The following is a 17368-nucleotide window of genomic DNA, read 5'->3' on the forward strand; positions in this document are numbered from 1 at the left end:
CAAGTTTAGTAAAGTTTTATTTAAAACCTTGGAGGGATCAAGATTGGCGAATCAACCGATTTTCCTGGAACCTGTATTTCAAGAACGCATTTGGGGCGGCAAACAGCTGAGAGAACAATTCAATTACGATATTCCATCCGACCGTACCGGCGAATGCTGGGCTGTGTCCGCTCATCCGAACGGTCAAAGCATCGTTCATAACGGACCATATAAAGGACTGAAACTTGGAGAGCTCTGGGAGCAGCAGCCGCAATTGTTCGGATCAAACGCTTCTAAATTTCCTTTGCTGACCAAAATTCTGGACGCTTCCGACGATTTGTCCGTTCAAGTCCATCCCGACGATGCTTATGCTCAAGTGAACGAGAACGGCGAGCTTGGCAAAACCGAATGCTGGTACATTCTAGGCTGCGAGCCTGGAGCTGAAATTATTTACGGCCACCATGCGGCTACAAAAGAACAATTCAAGCAAATGGTTGACGCTGGCCAGTGGGACAAGCTTCTTACTCGCGTAACCGTGAAACCGGGCGACTTCTTCTATGTGCCAAGCGGTACGCTTCATGCGCTCGGCAAAGGCATCCAAGTGCTTGAAACCCAACAAAGCTCGGACACGACCTACCGGATTTATGATTACGACCGGAAGGACGATAAAGGCAATACCCGCGAACTGCATCTGGACAAAGGCATTGAAGTGACGACCGTTCCTCATGTTGGAGCGGAAACAACGTTCTCTACCGAAACGGTTGGCGATACGTTGGTGACGACGTTTGTATCGAACAGCTTCTTTACCGTTCAGAAGTGGAACACAAATGGCGAAAGCTCCTTCCCTGAGCAAGCTCAATTTGTGATCTGCAGCGTGCTTGACGGTGCGGGCGAATTGGACAATGCTACGGGCAGCTATCCGCTGAAAAAAGGCGACCATTTCATTCTTCCGCTTGGCTTTGGCGCGTTTACGCTCCGCGGCGAGCTTGAATTTATTATCTCTCACGAATAACAAAACCATTGTTTCACCTTTGTATGGCAATTCATTGGCGTATGCTTACGAAGTATGAATTACCACAAAACGGTTATTGTTTCACCTTTGTATGGCAATTCATTTTAGGAGGAGACAACCTTGCGTATTGGAGCTATTGAAGCAGGCGGAACAAAGTTTGTATGCGGGATTGGCAATGAACATGGCGAGATTGAAGAACGGATCAGCTTGCCAACGGAGCTTCCGGAATCTACCCTTCGCGAAGTATTGAACTACTTCCGCGATAAGCAAGTGGAAGCGATTGGGATCGGTACGTTTGGACCTATCGACATCGACTCGTCCAGCCCCACTTACGGATTTGTGACCACTACTCCAAAGCCGGGCTGGTCCGGCTTTGATTTCCTTGGAACGATGAAACGCGAGCTCCCTGTCCCTTATGGCTGGGATACCGACGTTAACGCGGCCGCGTTTGGCGAAGCCAAATGGGGTGCTGCCAAAGGTCTTAACAGCGCTCTTTATTACACGGTAGGCACCGGAATCGGCGTTGGCGTCTACTCGGAAGGCAAGCTTGTCCACGGCCTGCTTCACCCGGAAGGCGGCCATGTATTGACCCGCAGACATCCCGAAGATACGTATGCCGGCTTCTGCCCTTATCATGGCGACTGCCTCGAAGGCATGGCAGCGGGTCCTGCGCTTGGACAACGCTGGGGCGTGAAGGGCGATGAGCTGACGAAGGATCATCCGGCTTGGCCTATGCAGGCATTCTACCTCGGACAAGCGATTTCCAGCGCGATCCTGCTGCTGTCTCCGAAGAAAGTCATTCTCGGCGGCGGCGTTATGCATCAGGAGCAGTTGTTCCCGATGATTCGCGCGGAAGTGCAGAAGAATCTGAACGGCTACGCTTCCCATAAATCGCTGCTCGAAGAGATCGACTCTTACATCGTACCGCCAGGACTTGGCGACAATGCCGGACTTTGCGGATCCATCGCGCTTGGCATCGACGCATTGGAACAGCAGAAATAAGCAAAAGGCCCTGCCGGGATTCGCAAACACCGGTAGGGCCTTTTTTTCACAGGTCGCTAAATATGATTTCTTTGCCGGTTGGCTGTTTCCTTAGCGGCCTTTCATATTCTCTGAAGGCGAGCGCCATTCCGCTAAGATCATCGGGGAGAGCCGGCGTTACCACAAAAGCATAAGCGGCATTAGCGCCGGAACTTGTTCCCTGGTCGATATAGCTGTCATAACCTTCTCCGAGCTCCAACTCGAGATGAAGGTGCTTGCGGGACAGCTCTTCTTCCCGCTCCCTGTAATCGCCATGTATGCTCAAGTTCACGATACTCGCATTGTCGTATTGTTTAATGCCCGATAACGTGTAGATCTGGTTGTCCAGCTCGACAAACGAGAGGATGGGCACATACTTCCGGAACCCCGAAGGCTCCACCACGGGCAGATAAGCTTCTTCGTTCATTAATACGCTAAATACGGTTTTCAAGAAATCCGGGTACAAACGATAACGTTCCGCCCAGCTTTCAATGCTGTTAAATGGGGGATAACCGGGATTCTGGTTCGACATCTCTCTTCGTTCTTCCAGCAAAGCGCAGAGCTGTTCGTCGATTTTGAATAAACGCGCATCATAGTGGTCGGTTGGCCTTTTCATTGGTAAACGTTTCATACTAATCCCTCTCCTTCTATGATCTGAGCGTTCCCAAATCTCCGGTAATAAGAATATAAACCCCCAAGCCTAGTACAAGCACAGCACCAAATCTACTTACAAAGATGTATTGGTCACTAGGTTCAGCTTTGCCGTCGTAAGCCCAGCCATGTTTCATATGCCAGCTTATGGACGGAAAAAAGCTGCCCAGAACACCCGCTATTATAAGAATAATCGAAATGAAAACGACCACGTCATCATCTCCACATATGAGTTGCCAAACAAACGGGACAAGGCCCTCACCGATCGGATAGACATGACGGAGAAGGCCTGAAGTATCTTTTAATATAATCGACGGACAAGCGTTTGAAAATACCCTTTTTTTGTTATTTATATTAATTTATCAACTATTTTTCATTTATGATCCCGGAACCCCTTCGGTAGACAGAAGCTCTATCATCCTGTAATCTATTGGGACACAATATAGCAAATGCGGAGGTGCCGAACATGGCGAAAGATATTCGTTCCCGAATTGAGATTGATCAGATCAACTGTGAGAAAGAACTAACCCTGGCGTTGATCGGAGGCAAGTGGAAGCTTATTATCCTCTGGCATCTGGGCATCGACGGCACAAAAAGGTTCAGCGAGCTTCAGAAGCTCATTCCCCATATTACGCAAAAGATTCTGACCAACCAGCTCCGCGAACTGGAGGAAGACCAGCTTGTTGAACGGACCGTCTATCCGGTTGTTCCGCCCAAGGTTGAATATAAGCTGACGCCGCATGGAGAAAGCTTGGTCCCGATTCTGAAGCTGATGTACAACTGGGGCAAACATTACGGCGAAGAGGTGCTTGGAAGAGTCTCGGATTCGGAGCCGGTCGCGTTGCAAGCAGCAGAAAATTAAATCGGATATTTCACGACAAAATCCCGCAGACTCCGCATGGAGTCTGTTTTTTTGCGCGTTACAGTTTCCTGCAGGATACCGACTTACTTGAAAGTGCGTACTTCCGTAAAATCCGGTATCGCCCTAATATGAACTCATCGCTTTCAAACACTTCAATTAAAGGAGAGATTCTTATTATGGAACTGCAATTGGCACTGGACTTGGTTAATATCCCGGAGGCAAAAGAAGTCGTTAAAGAGGTTGCCCCTTATATCGATATTGTTGAGATTGGCACACCGGTTGTCATTAATGAAGGCCTTCGCGCCGTTAAGGAAATCAAAGACGAATTCCCTTCGCTCAAAGTGCTTGCCGATCTGAAAATCATGGACGCGGGCGGTTACGAGGTAATGAAAGCTTCCGAAGCCGGCGCTGACATTATTACCGTTCTTGGCGTATCGGATGACTCCACGATTAAAGGCGCGGTTGACGAGGCACGCAAGCAAAACAAAAAGATCATGGTCGACATGATTAACGTGAAGGATATCGCGTCGCGAGCTGTAGAAATCGACAATCTTGGCGTTGACTATATTTGCGTCCACTCCGGTTATGACCATCAAGCAGACGGCAAAAACTCGTTCGAGGACTTGGCTACGATTAAACGCGTTGTCAAACAGGCGAAAACCGCGATTGCCGGCGGCATTAAACTTCAAACGCTGCCTGAAGTCATCAGCGCTCAGCCGGATCTTGTTATCGTAGGCGGCGGCATTACCGGCGCAGGGGACAAGCAAGCCGTTGCGGCTCAAATGCAGCAGCTCATCAAGCAAGGGTAACCGCGGATGAGTACGCTACCGCAAGCGTCGTCGATTATTCAGGAACTGGAACGGACGCTCCAAGGCATTCGGCCAGGCGAGATGGAAAAGCTTGCGAAGCAGATCATGCAAGCAGAGCAGATCTTTGTGGCCGGGGCGGGACGTTCCGGATTGATGATGAAGGCATTTGCCATGCGCTTGATGCATATGGGGCTCCGCGCTTACGTGGTTGGAGAGACCGTCACGCCCGGCATAACCGAAAGGGATTTATTGCTGATCGGCTCGGGCTCCGGCGAGACCAAAACGCTTGTAAGCATGGCTGCGAAAGCAAGTAGCATCGGTGCTGCGATAGGGGTTGTGACGATCGTTCCGGCGTCGACCTTAGGTACCGTTGCCTCGCTTACGGTAACGATTCCCGCTGTCACCAAAGACAATCCGGCCGGAGGTTCCAATCAGCCGATGGGCACCTTGTTTGAGCAAAGCCTGCTGATTATGCTCGATACCATCGTCATGAACCTGATGGAGACGCTTCAGCTCGAAGGTACGGGCATGTACGGCAATCATGCAAACTTGGAATAAGCGATAGCCTATAAAAACTCGGCATCCCGCTTCCGGTGTTCCTATACCGCAGGCGAGATGCCGAGTTTTGTTCGGTTATAGCCAATCAAGCAATCGAAGTTGCTTTGAATATTTTCTGAAGCATGAGGGTTGCCGCTCCGTAAAGCGCGCCGTCGTCCTGATAGGAAGACGGGCAGATCCGTTCGGACGAGAATGGCACCGGAAATGGGAATCGGACAAGCTCGGCGGTAAGCATGCTCATAAACGATGGCGAGTCCTTCATCCATCCTTCAATGACAATCGTCTCCGGGCTGATAAAGTTGACCGCGGACGCAATCATAATCGTTGTTACCTGAAGCACCTTGTCGAAGACGGGTTGAAGCCAATCTTCGCCTTCGTTATAACGCCGCAGCAATTCCTCGAACGTTCCCGGCACCGCAACCTCCTTGGTCAAAGCAAGCTGCTGGCAGCGCTTTAGGATATACGGACTCGTAATAACCGTCTCGATGCAACCTCTTCTGCCGCATGCGCATACTTCCCCGTCCGGGTCCACCGGAATATGGCCAATCTCCCCGGATGCGCCAAGATAACCGGAATAGATCGTTTTGTTCAGGATAAGACCGGAGCCAATCCCTTCATTAATCGTAAAATAGAGCAGATGACTCTTGTCCTCGCCAATCCCCTTGTATTGCTCGGCAAAAGCCGCGGCGTTCGAATCGTTCACAATCTGGATGGGAATATCCGGGTAAAGGGAAGACAGACGGTCTCTCAGAGCCAGATTAGTTAACTTCAAATAGCTGGAATAAAGAATCGTCTCGCCTTTCTCGTCAATGATGCCGGGCGCCGCAATGCCAATCCCCTTCATGCTGCCGCAATCCTTCACGTTTGGATCATCCAAGCAGCTAACCAAGGCTTTCTCAATCTGCTCCATCATCGCCTCATTGCCGGAGACCATCCCGGTCTTGAACTCCGCGATTTTCTCCCCATGCAAATTAAAGACGGCGCAGATAAGCGAGCTATTGCTAAGGAATATCCCCACGACGTAACCGCCTCGCGCTTTAATCTGAAGCGCCGTTGCGCGTCGGCCCGCGCCTACCATCGGACGCTCGCCTACCTCTTCGACCATATCCGAAGCGATCAGCTCTTCAACTAGGGCCGATACGGTTGTTGCGCTTAGCCTTGTAATGGAAGAAATCTCGGCCCGGGATAATTTGTCTCCGCGGTGCAGCAGGTTAAGAATGGTCGCGGTATTAATCTCTTTCATTAATTGTAGATTACCTTTTTTAATGGACGGCATAGTTATCCCTTCTTACTTCCTGGTTACGGCTGCTTCTGCAAATGCCAATAATGAGTAATGAGAGGTGGAACAAAGCAATACTTTACCGGACGTTGGCGGAAGATATTCCGCATCGTAAGGGTTCCTTAGAACAAGATGAAGCAGCGGCTTAACGGCCGCAAGCTGCTCGGCCAAACGAAGTTGCCCGTGGAATAGATGGGCATTGATCGTACCCTGTAGGATACAGTCGTATGAGTCACATTGTACCAATATTTGCCCGATTTCACTAGACTCCGGGTCAATCGAGCATGGCAAGGTATCCACCGTAATCCCGTAACTCTGCAGGAGAGGCGCAAGGGATATTCCGGAGCTCGCGGATGTATCCGCAACCGTCAGCCGAACTTGTTCGGGAAGCAGAAGCAAGTAACGCCGGGAAGGATCGAGCGGAAGCAACTGCTGCGGATCCGCTAGCACATGAACCGTCCGGCGGGCAAGCCGTTTCGCTTCTTCCTTCCATTTTTCCTTCGGGAAAGGTACCGCATCGGAACGGTAGACACTAAATTTGCACCTAAGTTGCCTAATCCGCTCGTAGGATTCGTCTATCTGCTCCATGCGGATTCGGCCATCCTGCACCGCCGCAACTATACCGGCAACTACCCGGTCCTGGAAATCCGCGGTATGGCACATTAATACCATGTCGTTGCCGGCCTGAACGGCAAGAACGCCAATCTCTTCCGGCTCATAATGATCCCGGATGGCCTTCATCTCCACGTCGTCTGTGCAAATAACGCCATTAAATTGCATTTCCTCCCGCAGAAGTTTCGTCACAAACCAAGGATTAAGAGACGCGGGCAACCCGCCTGCTTCCTCGATATTCGGAAACACGAGATGGGCGGTCATAATCGCGTCCACCCCTGCTTCTATCGCCGCCGCAAACGGAACAAGCGGCCCTTGCCGCAGCTCCTCCGCAGTTAGCGTACATTCGGGTAGCATATAATGGGAATCCCCGCTTACTTGTCCATGGCCGGGAAAATGTTTGGCGGTTGCCGCAGCTCCCGCTTCATGAAGCCCGCGAATATAAGCCTGGCCAAAAGCCGCCGTTTTCTCCGCATCCGAACCAAAAGAGCGGATTCCAATCACGGGATTATCGATATTCGTATTGACGTCAAGAACCGGTCCCCAGTTCATCGGAATGCCAAGTTCATAAAGCTGGCTCCCGATCAGCTTGCCAAGCAAGAAGGCCGCTTCCGGATCATCGCCGACGCCTACCGCTCCATTGCCCGGGATAAACGGGTAAAAGCTCTTGAAGTTGGACAAGCTGCCCGCTTCTTCATCAATGGAAAGATAATAAGGGACCGGGAGCTGTTCGCCTGCGGCCAGCGCTTCTACTTCTTCCACGAGTTGCCGCAATTGCCGCTCCGACTGTATATTGTGGGGAAATAGGCCGATACCGCCGTAGGGGTAACGGGACAAGCGTTCCCGGAACGGCTGCCCCGCTTCTAATGAAGGAACGCCGATCACGCACATTGCCGCTATTTTCTCTTCGAGCCGCACAGCCGATTCCTCCTTTATGTTCGGTTCAACAGAAGTACGCATCGATTTCTCCCTTTCTCTCTAGGACTTCACCGCGCCGCTGGTCATTCCGGCGATAATATATTTCTGAAACAAGATAAAGATCACCACAACCGGCAATGTCGCCACGCAGGCAGCGGCCATCAGATGCACCCAATCTATGGCGTTAAACCCTTTATACAAAGAAAGACCAATTGGCAGGGTCCTCATTTTTTCCGAGTTTGTCAGAATAAGCGGATTGATAAAGTTGTTCCACGAGCTTAGGAACTGCACGATAATCATCACCCCTAGCGCGGGTTTCGCGAGAGGAAATATAATGCGCCAGAATACGCCAAACTCGGTGGAGCCGTCAATCTTGGCAGCTTGAATGAGCTCTGTCGGAATGGTGGAAATATATTGCCGCATAAGGAAGATCCCCATCGGCGTCACCAGACTAGGTACAATCAAGGCCGCGTACGTATCGATCCAGCCGAGCTCCCGCATCAAGAGGAAGATTGGAATCAGCGTCACTTGAAAAGGAATCATCATCGTTGCGAGAATGGCAAGGAACAGTACATTTTTCCCCGTGAAATCCATCTTCGCAAACGCATAGCCGACCATCGACCCAAACAGGACATTCCCCGCCACTACAAGCACGGCAACAAGCGTACTATTGAAGAAATACGTTCCGAACGGTCCGCTGCTAAGCACATCCACGTAATTCTGAAGCGTTATCTTGTGCGGAATAATATCGCCCAGCGTCTTAATAAGCATGCCGTCGCCTTTCAGCGACATGCTGATCATATAGAGATAAGGGAAAAACATCAGCGCAAGCGGGAAGAGCAGGAGAACAAATATAACCGCAGAACGGACATTATTTCTCAAAGCCATTATTCGCCTACCCCCTTATTGATGCGCAGCAACCCCATTTGAATGACGGTGACGATCAGAATAAAGACCATTAACAAATACGCAACAGCCGAACCTTTGCCTAACTGCAGATTGGAGAACGAGATGTTGTACATGTAGAGCACGATCGTTTTGGTGGAATTCAGCGGGCCGCCTTTGGTCATAACGAAAACCTCCGAGAACACCTGCAAGGAATTGATCGTATTCATGACGATAACAAGAATGCTCATCTGCCTTAAGTGCGGAAGAGTGACCATGCGGAATTGCGTCCAGAGTCCTGCTCCGTCCGTTGTCGCCGCTTCGTACAGTTCCTTCGGAATCGACTGCAAAGCCGCTACGTACATCAGCATATAAAAGCCAACCGCCGTCCACACCGACATCGCCATAATAGAAGGCAGCGCCGTCCGGACATCCAGCAGCCAGGAAACTTTCGGCAAATGAAGCAGATCCAAAATCGCGTTCAGAATGCCCGACGGGGCATACAGCAGCATAAACATCATGGAGACAACAACGATCGACGTGATGGTTGGCATAAAAAATCCGACCCTAAACAAAACTTTTCCCGGAATGCGGCTGTTCACCGCAACGGCGAGAATCATCGCAAGAACGGTTGTAATCGGAACGGTCACAATGACGAAATACAAGGTGTTCCAAAGCGATTTCAGAAAGTCCTTATCCTTCAGGACATGAATGTAATTATCAAGCCCTCGCCAAACCGGATTCATGTCGAGCATCCCCGTATCCGTAAAGCTTAAGTAGAACGAGAACAGAATCGGAAACAAACCAAAGACGAGGAAAGACAATAACCATGGCGAGAGAAAAAAATACGCGGTCGCATTGCGCCTAAGCTTAATCCGGCTGGCCGTCTTCATACGTATTCCTCCATTAGAATCAGGCGGAGGAGGAGTAGGCTATGCCCTCTCTCCGCCTGACAAATTCATGTTATGGCTTGAGCAGGCTGTTCACTTTATCGGAGGCTTCCTTCATCGCATCGGCCGGCGCGGTTTTGTTCAGCACGACCTGTTCGACGGCCATCGTTACCGCTTCCGAAATTTGCTGCCATTCTTTAAGACTTGGCGGGTTCTTCGCGTTCGCAAGCTGCTTGGCAAATACGGTCAGCTCCGGCTTGTCGGCGAAGAACGGATCGCTCTCCATGCCCGGATACGGAGGGAATACGGACTTCGCAATTTCCGTAATTTTCATCGCGTTGGCTTTGGAAGTCATGAATTGCACCAGCTGATAAGCCTCATCGGGATATTTGGACTTGGCGGAGATGCTCAAGATCTCGCCGCCGCCAAAGGTAGCCGTGGAGCCGCTTGCGCTTGCCGGAATTTCGGCTACTCCCCATTTCAGATCAGGAGCATTCTGCGGAAGGCTTCGAAGATTCCAAGCTCCCGAGATAAACATCCCGACGTTGCCCGCAGCGAACTCTTGCCCAATAACCGCGTCCTGCGCAACGAGGGATGATTTGGACAGTTCATTGTAATACTCCATCGCGCTAACGGCAGCCGGATCGTTAAGGGCGCTTGCTGTATGGTCCCCGTTCAGGAAATCACCGCCGTTGCTCCATAAGAAGATCGAGAACTCCGTCCAAGGCGTCTCCGCTTCGCCCGCCGCAATGCCAAAGCCTTTCGCCTTCGTCTTCGATGTAATCGTCTCGGCGGCGCTCTTCATCTCATCCCACGTTTTTGGAGGGTTGTTTGGATCAAGCCCCGCTTGCTCGAACAGCTCCTTGTTGTAGAATAAGGAACGGGTGCCCAGCAGCCATGGAACTCCGTAATACTTGGAGTCGTACGATACGCTGTCCCAGCCTATGTACTGGTCTTTCACGTCCGCGATCCGGTCCGTTACGTCAAGCAATGCGCCTTGCGTGGCAAATTGCGTAACCCATGTGTTGCCAAGCTCCACGACATCCGGCGCCTCGTTGGCGCCAAAAGCCGTTGTGATTTTGTCCAGGCCATTGTCCCAGGCAAGCTGTTGAACGTCGACTTTGATTCCGGGATGCGAATCCTCGAATTCCTTGATGATTGGCGCGATATTAATATCCGAGCTGTCATCCATCGTCCCCATGAACTGCCAGAACTTAATCGTTTTCGCCTGAACGGGCTTTTCCCCCGTGTTGCTTGAACCCGCCTCATTGTTGCTGTTGCCGCAAGCTGCCGTTACAAGCAGCAGAGCGCTGGCCGTAAGAGCAAATAAAGATTTCCTCATTTCTCATAACCCCCTTATAGGAATAAAAGATCATGACCTGTCTTGCGTTGCTTTGCCGGACAATCGGGATATTCGGTTTGCTAGGCTGTAGGCTGTAGGCTGGCCTCACCTCCTGTAAGAATAAACCTCGAGATGAATGCATGAGAGTTGCGAATCATGTTGGAAGAGTGTTGCTGATGCGGCAGATTGGATGCTGCTGTTTGCCGTGCATAGGAAGGTTGTGTGGTTGCATAGATGAAAATAGAGGTGTGTAGGATCATGATGTGTAGGTCGAATAATTAATTTGTCCACTGGATTTATTTATATTGTATGGACTTCCCCAACTTCTGTCAACGGGGTATGTGAAGAAACTTCTCATAGCTTGTTTGCCCCAAAACTATACTTTTTGATGGAAACGCTTTAATTTGTCTGTGAGCATCCATGCTATACTTTGCTCAAACCAACATGTAATGGAGGGTATCGCCAATATGACATCAACGGCTTCCGGCTCTTTTTATACAGGTAACTATCGCAATCTATTTAAGGAACTCGGTTATTCCGAGGAAGATATACAAAAAAAGCTCGAAGCGGCATGGTCGGAGCTGCTGGACGGGGAGAACCGAATCTATTATCCGTTAGGAGACGACAAAGGGTATTTCCTGGATACCGGAAATGCCGACGCTCGGTCGGAAGGCATGTCCTACGGCATGATGATGGCCGTTCAAATGAACGATAAGGAGATCTTTGACCGGCTGTGGAATTTCTCGGTTACTTACATGCAGCATACCGAAGGACGGTACAAAGATTATTTTGCTTGGCATTGCAATCCGGACGGAACACGGTTATCGCAGGGACCTGCCCCGGACGGGGAGGAGTTTTTTGCGATGGCATTATTGTTCGCTTCGCATAGATGGGGAGACGGTCCCGCGCCTTACAATTATTCGGAGCAGGCAAAGCGAATATTGCGGGCATGCTTGCACCAAGGCGAAGACGGAAACGGCGGCAGTCCGATGTGGGAACGGGCGAACAAGATGATCAAGTTCGTGCCGGAATCGTTATTTAGCGATCCGTCCTACCACCTCCCTCACTTCTACGAGCTCTTTGCTATATGGGCAGATGAAGAAGATAGACCGTTCTGGAAAGAGGCGGCGGACGCTAGTCGGGCTTACCTGCATTTGGCCTGCCATCCGGAGACCGGATTGTCGCCGGAATACGCCAACTACGACGGAACGCCGGCAGAGGTGCAAAGACATGGCGACTTCCGGCATTTCTACAGCGATGCTTACCGGACAGCCGCTAATATCGGGCTTGATTGGGCTTGGTTCCGGCTAGATTCGTGGCAGGTGGAGCAGTCGAACCGCATTCAGCGGTTTTTCCGGCCAATCGAAGTAGCGGATTACCGCCGCTACACCATTGACGGCAAGCCATTCGAGGAACCGGCGCTTCATCCGGTCGGACTTCTCGCTACAAACGCGATGGCTTCTCTTGCGGCAGACGGTCCGGACGCCGCGTATTTCGTGAAGCTGTTCTGGGATACCCCGCTTCGGACCGGAGAACGCCGTTATTATGATAACTGCCTCTATTTGTTCAGCTTGCTTGCCTTGAGCGGCAATTACCGGATTTACAAGGATTAGCCCTATAAGAAAAAGCCCTGGTTGATCAATGTTGCTTGATCAATCAGGGCTTTCTGTTGATTAACGAAGCAGCTTAAACATTATGGCTTGCCCTGCCTGCAAGATGATTTCGTTCCGGAAATACAGGGTATCCTCTAAAATGTCAAAGGAAACCTCTTTATTGCCGAATGATACGCAATCTACTTTTTCCAATACGGATGATGTCGTTTTGAACATGTTCAAATTCAGCCCGTCCCCGCCGCCTAATACCTTCAAGCTAAGGTGATCCGCCGTCATTTCGAATTGACCCCAGACGCGGTCGAGCGACCAGAATGTCCGGAATTCTTCTTGCATGGTTTGTACCGGGCGAAAGCCGATCATGCCCTTGACTCCATCATATTCAAACCCGCTGAACGCATGTAGCAAGGAGTAGCTTGCCATAGACCGCGCATAATTGCTGCCGCATTCGAATTCGTTCCAAGGATTGCGTTTCTCGCCATCGTAACGATCCCGGATGGCCTTTACGATCGATAACCCTTCCTCGACAAAACCCTCCTGAATCATATGCGAAGCCGCTTGATATTCAAAACCCGTCATCGTCTCCGAATTGTAGGTTAACGGGATTGACGGCTTTGCGGTTCCCTCCGGCCAAGTGCATATGACAATGCCCGCTTCATCATTCAGTGAATATAAGCGCCATGTGTTGGCTTCGTTCCTCATGCTAGACTTATAGTTATGACGGTATAACGATTGCAGCGCCGTGCGGGTTTGCTCCTTGTCGAATATTTCTCCTAGTCCGCACAAATTGGCATGCCACTGGGCGATAACCTGATCAATGACGCAACCGTCGCCGATTTGATATTTTATTTCGGAGCGTTCTTCATTCCAATATCCATGTACGGCATCTTCTCCGAATCGAGGAAGGATCGAATCGTCCGACAAATCCACGCGTTGCCCATAATAAGAACCGTTAAATAGATGCTGGTCCGCCCATTCTTTCCCCCTCTTAAAGACGCATTGATAAGTTTCGGCCGTTTGCCTCTCTCCTAAAAAGGAGGCCATTTCGGAACCCGCCTTCAGAGCAGCCAGATAAAAGCCGGTCAACCAGGAATTGGGACCATACAGCTCCATATCAAGAGTATGGTGCTGTCTCCCCTCCAGCACCCCTTTTTTCAGCGGGTCCCATTGATCGTCGTTGGTATCGGCCCAGGCATACTCAATGGAATTCCGGATTGCCGGCCAGTTCGCGATCAGCCATTCGGTATTTCCGGAAATTTTCCAATCCCGATACGCTTTAATTACGCCTCCAAATTGACCGTCAGCGCAAGCATGGAAATTCTGCTGTTCCCGGCCAATCGGCAGCATAAGCCGAAACATCATTTGGCCATCCGGGCGGCTATTATAACGGAAATCCAGATCGCGCATGCTGCGTTCCAAGTTCGGGAATAGGAATGGAAGCGCATAGGCATAGTTCCACACATGCGTGCAAGAGCCTTCGCAGGAACCCGTGTCTTCCGTAAGACCCTCGAAGCCATAAAAGGAGCCGTCCGTCAACCGCAAACAAGTCGCAGTCTTAAGCACGGATAAATTAGCGGACACGGCTTCCTTCGCGACATCAGGAATCGTTGTAGAGAATAAAGCCTCTTTAAAAGCATTGGTTTCGGCAAGCAGCCGGTCCCAATGCTCCAGCGCGTACTTTCCGCTAGCTTCCGCATTGTCGAACAACGTTGCGTAGTAGTGTTTCCAGCTGTTTGACCCTGACTTCTGCGGGTTCCAGAAATTAACCATATTCGGGAAGTTCCAGCTAATCGTAAATCTGACCTTGCCCTTCTCGCCGGGCTTCAAGTTCACATGCGCGGCAAGTGTTGCCGTGTCCTTGTGTCGATCACTAGGCGGCATCTCTTCGGCATAGGTTCTATTCCTCATGGCCCCGGGTCTCGAAAAATCATGCCAATACATCTCCAGCGCATCACACCATCCGCCGCGGTACCAGAAATCCTGACGGCTGACTTCGGCCGCATCGGTCGCGATGCAGATATCGCCGTATTGCGGATGATCATCTTCATATTGCTTAGAGGAGAGTCCCAATTTATGTAGGGTTCGGCCGCTGACGCTAACCGATTGGCGATAGCAATGGATCACCTTCTCCGTTGGAATCGGGTTGCCAACGGACAAAGCAATGGTGTAATCGATAGACGAATCGCTAGTATTCTCGATCACCCATTCGAACAATGCGGCCGGAATACTAGAATCGTGGTCGTTAAGAGGAATAAAAGGATTAAACGCGAGCAGCTCCATTCGACCTGGGAATGAACGGTCGGCAAACGTCATGCCGGCCATTGGAAATTCCCCCTGAAACTCCGTATCTTCAAAATGAGGCATGCCGGCCATGGTCTGGCTTTCCGGTCCGAACCCGTAACCGCTGTACCAAGGCCCTCCACGGATATGCTCTCCCATGTAAGGTGCCTGCAAGTCCCCATTTAGAATTCGGGCATCCAACAATCGACCCTGAGTCTCCGCTTTAACGGCAAAATGACTAAACCCGTTAAAGCTTTTTTTATTTGGCCTATTGAAAATTTCCCAGTCTATCAGTCTGCCATTGCCAGCAAGACCAATACTCCCGCTGCCTATCCCTCCCAGAGGGAATGAGATCTCTCTTGTTTTTGCGCCTTTATAGCTTTTGGCCATATGCAGAAACTCCTCTCAAGACAAGTAGTGTCATGCGGTGTTTCCAATTATTTCATACACTATCCATCATTGATTGCTTGCATGAAAAAGGCAACTAAATTTTAAGCGTTTCCAATAAAAAATAACCTGTTCTGCAGAAGGTGATCCGCAAAGCAGGTTATTCATTTTCGGTTATTCAGCTGCCTGGTCCGCCCACGAATGCCGCGGCTTCCAGCCGAGTACTCTCTCGGCTTCCTTGTTGCTGACGATGGCCGTCCGCTCCGGGAACGGGTCGCGCAGATCTTTGACATCCGGATAGAACTGTTCGATCAACTCTGCGGTTGGCCGGTCGCTTAGCGTATCGCTGCTAGTAATATTGAGACAGACTGCTCCTCTATCGTCGACTTGAAGCGAAGCAATGCAGGCGCTGACGGCATCGCGGATGTCGATGTAGCTCCAGAAAATATTTTTGAATGCCTCCGGCTTGCTAATGGCAAGATGTTTGTAATCCTCCGGCTTCGTAATCATGGAGAAACGGAGCGAGATCACCTGCATCCCGTTACGGCGGTCGAACATCGCGGCCGTCAACTCGTTTACGATCTTCGATAAGCCATAGCATTCCTGCGGCTGCTGCGGATGCTCCTCGTCCACCGGCAGGTAGTCCGGCGAGAACGGGGATGGCGCCCATGCGAAGCCGTAAGAGGATTCGCTAGAGCCAACAACGACTTTCCGGATGTTAAGAAGCGAAGCTGCTTCAAGAATGTTGTAACCGGAGACAACGTTGTTAGAGAATATATACGGATATGGATAACCAAGAGGAGCCGGAATAGCAGCCAGATGAATAACCGCAACCGCCCCATGAAGCGCGGAGACGACTTGCCCGAAATCGTTAAGGTCTACTTTGATTTGCCGGCACCTCAGCTCGTTGGAGCGCTGCGTATCCAGCGAGGTGACATTATAGCCCTCTTGCTGAAGCTCCTTGATCAGCGCCGAACCCAGCTTGCCGCTGCCTCCCGTTACTGCAATTGTTTTCATGTCATGGAACACTCCTATTGTCTGAAAGTTACGGCCGTACTAGCGTACCGTCCGCCTTGCGGTCCAACTGATAAGGATTGAAATAAACCGATCGCTTAAAGCCTTCTCCCAGCAGCTGCTGCGCCTTTAGTTCATCGAGTTCAATGCCAAGGCCCGGCTTTTGCGACGGATACAGATAACCGCCCTTGCGCTCGATATGTCCTGCGAAGGCGTCTTGTTCCTCCGGTTTGAAGTGATTCACTTCCTGTATGCCGAAGTTCCAGATCGCCATATCAAGGTGCACGGCCGCCGCCTGGTTGACCGGATCGTTCTCCCCGCCCTCCTGCCAAGCCGTACGTACGCCAAACGCTTCGGCTAATGCCGCGATTTTGCGGCAGGCGCTTATGCCTCCGGCCTTGGATACCCGCACGCGGATAAAGTCGATCAATTGCTCCTTGATCAGCTGCGTCCATTCCTGCGGATTGACGAACAACTCGCCAACGGCCTGAGGGGTCGCGCATTGCTGCCGCAAATGGCGGTACCAGCCAATCTGCTCCGGAGCGATGGCGTCTTCGAGGAAGAAGAGGCTGTATGGCTCTACCCGCTTCGCAAGCTGTATAGCGTTGACCGGCGACAGATGCTCATGAACGTCGTGGGTGAATTGAACGCCCATGCCGAATTCGTTGCGGAGCTGCTCGAACATATGCGGAATGGCATGCAAATAGGACTGCTCGTCAAATACCGGGCCATTGCCCCATGCTTGCTGCGGGAGATTGGCTTTATCCCGGTCGATGAAGCCGCCTCCCCCGTAACCGCCCATTTGAACGCGGATAACGGTGTAGCCTTCTTCAATGAATTTGTGGACATCCTCTTTGAGCTCGCCAATATCCTTGCCTCCGGCATGGCCATAACAAGGAACCGCGGCGCGGCATGCCCCGCCAAGCAGCTGGTAGACGGGAAGTCCCGCTTCCTTGCCTTTGATATCCCATAGCGCCATGTCAATACCGCCGATTGCCGTATGCAGCAAAGCGCCGTTTCTCCAATACCCGCTCATATACATCGTCTGCCACAAATCTTCTATATTGGCGGCTTCTTTGCCGATTAATAGAGGCGCTAGCAATTGCTCAATGATTTGCACAACGCTCTCCGGATTATAGACATCGGATGCGGAACCAAGGCCGTACAATCCATCCTGGTCGGTCATGACTTTAACGATGGTCCAAGTCCCGTTTTTGCGGGTGCGAATACATTGGATTCCGGTTATTTTTGCCATAGTAA

16 protein-coding genes are annotated in these 17368 nt (G+C 51.0%); 6 read left to right on the forward strand and 10 right to left on the reverse strand.

Annotated features, from left to right (window positions below; all coding sequences use genetic code 11):
• The first annotated feature begins 43 nt into the window (after positions 1–43).
• Together manA and QQK89_RS10350 are read left to right on the forward strand one after the other, a co-directional pair.
• Positions 44–991 (forward strand): mannose-6-phosphate isomerase, class I, encoded by a 948-nt coding sequence (gene manA / locus QQK89_RS10345; protein ID WP_284238467.1) that lies wholly within the window; start codon positions 44–46, stop codon positions 989–991.
• 120 nt (positions 992–1111) lie between these two features.
• Entirely contained in the window at positions 1112–1993 is an 882-nt protein-coding gene (locus tag QQK89_RS10350) for an ROK family protein (protein WP_284238468.1), read from the forward strand.
• Positions 1994–2039: 46 nt separating this feature from the next.
• Here the strand turns inward: QQK89_RS10350 and QQK89_RS10355 are convergent, their stop codons facing one another.
• The gene (locus QQK89_RS10355) at positions 2040–2642 is read right to left on the reverse strand and encodes a hypothetical protein (RefSeq protein WP_284238469.1); all 603 of its coding nucleotides are present in this window, start codon (positions 2640–2642) and stop codon (positions 2040–2042) included.
• A 16-nt stretch (positions 2643–2658) separates the two neighbouring features.
• Positions 2659–2874: a DUF6199 family natural product biosynthesis protein gene (locus tag QQK89_RS10360; protein ID WP_284238470.1), complete on the reverse strand. Its 216-nt coding sequence runs from the start codon at positions 2872–2874 to the stop codon at positions 2659–2661.
• Between the two features lie 254 nt (positions 2875–3128).
• Between QQK89_RS10360 and QQK89_RS10365 the strand changes: the two genes are divergently transcribed.
• From QQK89_RS10365 to hxlB, 3 genes are all read left to right on the forward strand, one after another.
• Positions 3129–3524, forward strand: a complete 396-nt coding sequence (locus QQK89_RS10365) for a winged helix-turn-helix transcriptional regulator (protein ID WP_284238471.1) — start codon at positions 3129–3131, stop codon at positions 3522–3524.
• A 176-nt stretch (positions 3525–3700) separates the two neighbouring features.
• A complete protein-coding gene (hxlA, locus tag QQK89_RS10370) occupies positions 3701–4333 on the forward strand; it encodes a 3-hexulose-6-phosphate synthase (RefSeq protein WP_284238472.1) in 633 nt (210 codons plus the stop codon).
• Positions 4334–4339: 6 nt separating this feature from the next.
• Entirely contained in the window at positions 4340–4891 is a 552-nt protein-coding gene (hxlB, locus tag QQK89_RS10375; protein ID WP_284238473.1) for a 6-phospho-3-hexuloisomerase, read from the forward strand.
• Positions 4892–4976: 85 nt separating this feature from the next.
• Here hxlB and QQK89_RS10380 read toward each other — a convergent pair whose 3' ends face one another.
• From QQK89_RS10380 to QQK89_RS10400, 5 genes are all read right to left on the reverse strand, one after another.
• Entirely contained in the window at positions 4977–6167 is a 1191-nt protein-coding gene (locus QQK89_RS10380) for an ROK family transcriptional regulator (RefSeq protein WP_284238474.1), read from the reverse strand.
• 12 nt (positions 6168–6179) lie between these two features.
• On the reverse strand, positions 6180–7742 hold the full coding sequence (locus tag QQK89_RS10385; RefSeq protein WP_284238475.1) for a glycoside hydrolase family 3 protein: 1563 nt from the start codon (positions 7740–7742) through the stop codon (positions 6180–6182).
• 18 nt (positions 7743–7760) lie between these two features.
• On the reverse strand, positions 7761–8588 hold the full coding sequence (locus tag QQK89_RS10390; RefSeq protein ID WP_284238476.1) for a carbohydrate ABC transporter permease: 828 nt from the start codon (positions 8586–8588) through the stop codon (positions 7761–7763).
• Positions 8588–9478 carry a carbohydrate ABC transporter permease gene (locus QQK89_RS10395; protein WP_284238477.1) on the reverse strand — a complete coding sequence of 297 codons (891 nt, stop codon included), beginning with the start codon at positions 9476–9478 and terminating at the stop codon, positions 8588–8590. Before QQK89_RS10395 ends, QQK89_RS10390 begins: the two co-directional genes overlap by 1 nt.
• 70 nt (positions 9479–9548) lie before the next feature.
• Positions 9549–10817, reverse strand: coding sequence for a sugar ABC transporter substrate-binding protein (locus QQK89_RS10400; protein ID WP_284238478.1), 1269 nt, complete (start codon positions 10815–10817; stop codon positions 9549–9551).
• A 467-nt stretch (positions 10818–11284) separates the two neighbouring features.
• Between QQK89_RS10400 and QQK89_RS10405 the strand changes: the two genes are divergently transcribed.
• Positions 11285–12430 (forward strand): glycosyl hydrolase family 8, encoded by a 1146-nt coding sequence (locus QQK89_RS10405; RefSeq protein ID WP_284238479.1) that lies wholly within the window; start codon positions 11285–11287, stop codon positions 12428–12430.
• Positions 12431–12490: 60 nt separating this feature from the next.
• On the opposite strand, the gene QQK89_RS10410 is transcribed toward QQK89_RS10405, so the two are convergent.
• From QQK89_RS10410 to QQK89_RS10420, 3 genes are all read right to left on the reverse strand, one after another.
• Positions 12491–15097: a GH116 family glycosyl-hydrolase gene (locus QQK89_RS10410; RefSeq protein ID WP_284238480.1), complete on the reverse strand. Its 2607-nt coding sequence runs from the start codon at positions 15095–15097 to the stop codon at positions 12491–12493.
• Between the two features lie 171 nt (positions 15098–15268).
• Entirely contained in the window at positions 15269–16111 is an 843-nt protein-coding gene (locus QQK89_RS10415) for an NAD-dependent epimerase/dehydratase family protein (RefSeq protein ID WP_284238481.1), read from the reverse strand.
• Between the two features lie 28 nt (positions 16112–16139).
• Positions 16140–17363: an enolase C-terminal domain-like protein gene (locus tag QQK89_RS10420; RefSeq protein ID WP_284238482.1), complete on the reverse strand. Its 1224-nt coding sequence runs from the start codon at positions 17361–17363 to the stop codon at positions 16140–16142.
• Positions 17364–17368 lie beyond the last annotated feature (5 nt).

The organism is Paenibacillus glycanilyticus (genome assembly GCF_030161375.1).
In the GTDB taxonomy this organism is placed as follows: Bacteria; Bacillota; Bacilli; order Paenibacillales; family Paenibacillaceae; genus Pristimantibacillus; species Pristimantibacillus glycanilyticus_B.

Coding starts and splice junctions, on each gene's coding strand:
- hxlA (WP_284238472.1), top strand. CDS start 3,701: ATGGAACTGCAATTGGCACTGGACTTGGTTAATATCCCGGAGGCAAAA.
- QQK89_RS10390 (WP_284238476.1), bottom strand. CDS start 8,588: ATGGCTTTGAGAAATAATGTCCGTTCTGCGGTTATATTTGTTCTCCTG.
- QQK89_RS10410 (WP_284238480.1), bottom strand. CDS start 15,097: ATGGCCAAAAGCTATAAAGGCGCAAAAACAAGAGAGATCTCATTCCCT.
- QQK89_RS10400 (WP_284238478.1), bottom strand. CDS start 10,817: ATGAGGAAATCTTTATTTGCTCTTACGGCCAGCGCTCTGCTGCTTGTA.
- QQK89_RS10355 (WP_284238469.1), bottom strand. CDS start 2,642: ATGAAACGTTTACCAATGAAAAGGCCAACCGACCACTATGATGCGCGT.
- QQK89_RS10405 (WP_284238479.1), top strand. CDS start 11,285: ATGACATCAACGGCTTCCGGCTCTTTTTATACAGGTAACTATCGCAAT.
- QQK89_RS10420 (WP_284238482.1), bottom strand. CDS start 17,363: ATGGCAAAAATAACCGGAATCCAATGTATTCGCACCCGCAAAAACGGG.
- QQK89_RS10415 (WP_284238481.1), bottom strand. CDS start 16,111: ATGAAAACAATTGCAGTAACGGGAGGCAGCGGCAAGCTGGGTTCGGCG.
- QQK89_RS10380 (WP_284238474.1), bottom strand. CDS start 6,167: ATGCCGTCCATTAAAAAAGGTAATCTACAATTAATGAAAGAGATTAAT.
- QQK89_RS10395 (WP_284238477.1), bottom strand. CDS start 9,478: ATGAAGACGGCCAGCCGGATTAAGCTTAGGCGCAATGCGACCGCGTAT.
- QQK89_RS10385 (WP_284238475.1), bottom strand. CDS start 7,742: ATGCGTACTTCTGTTGAACCGAACATAAAGGAGGAATCGGCTGTGCGG.
- hxlB (WP_284238473.1), top strand. CDS start 4,340: ATGAGTACGCTACCGCAAGCGTCGTCGATTATTCAGGAACTGGAACGG.
- QQK89_RS10365 (WP_284238471.1), top strand. CDS start 3,129: ATGGCGAAAGATATTCGTTCCCGAATTGAGATTGATCAGATCAACTGT.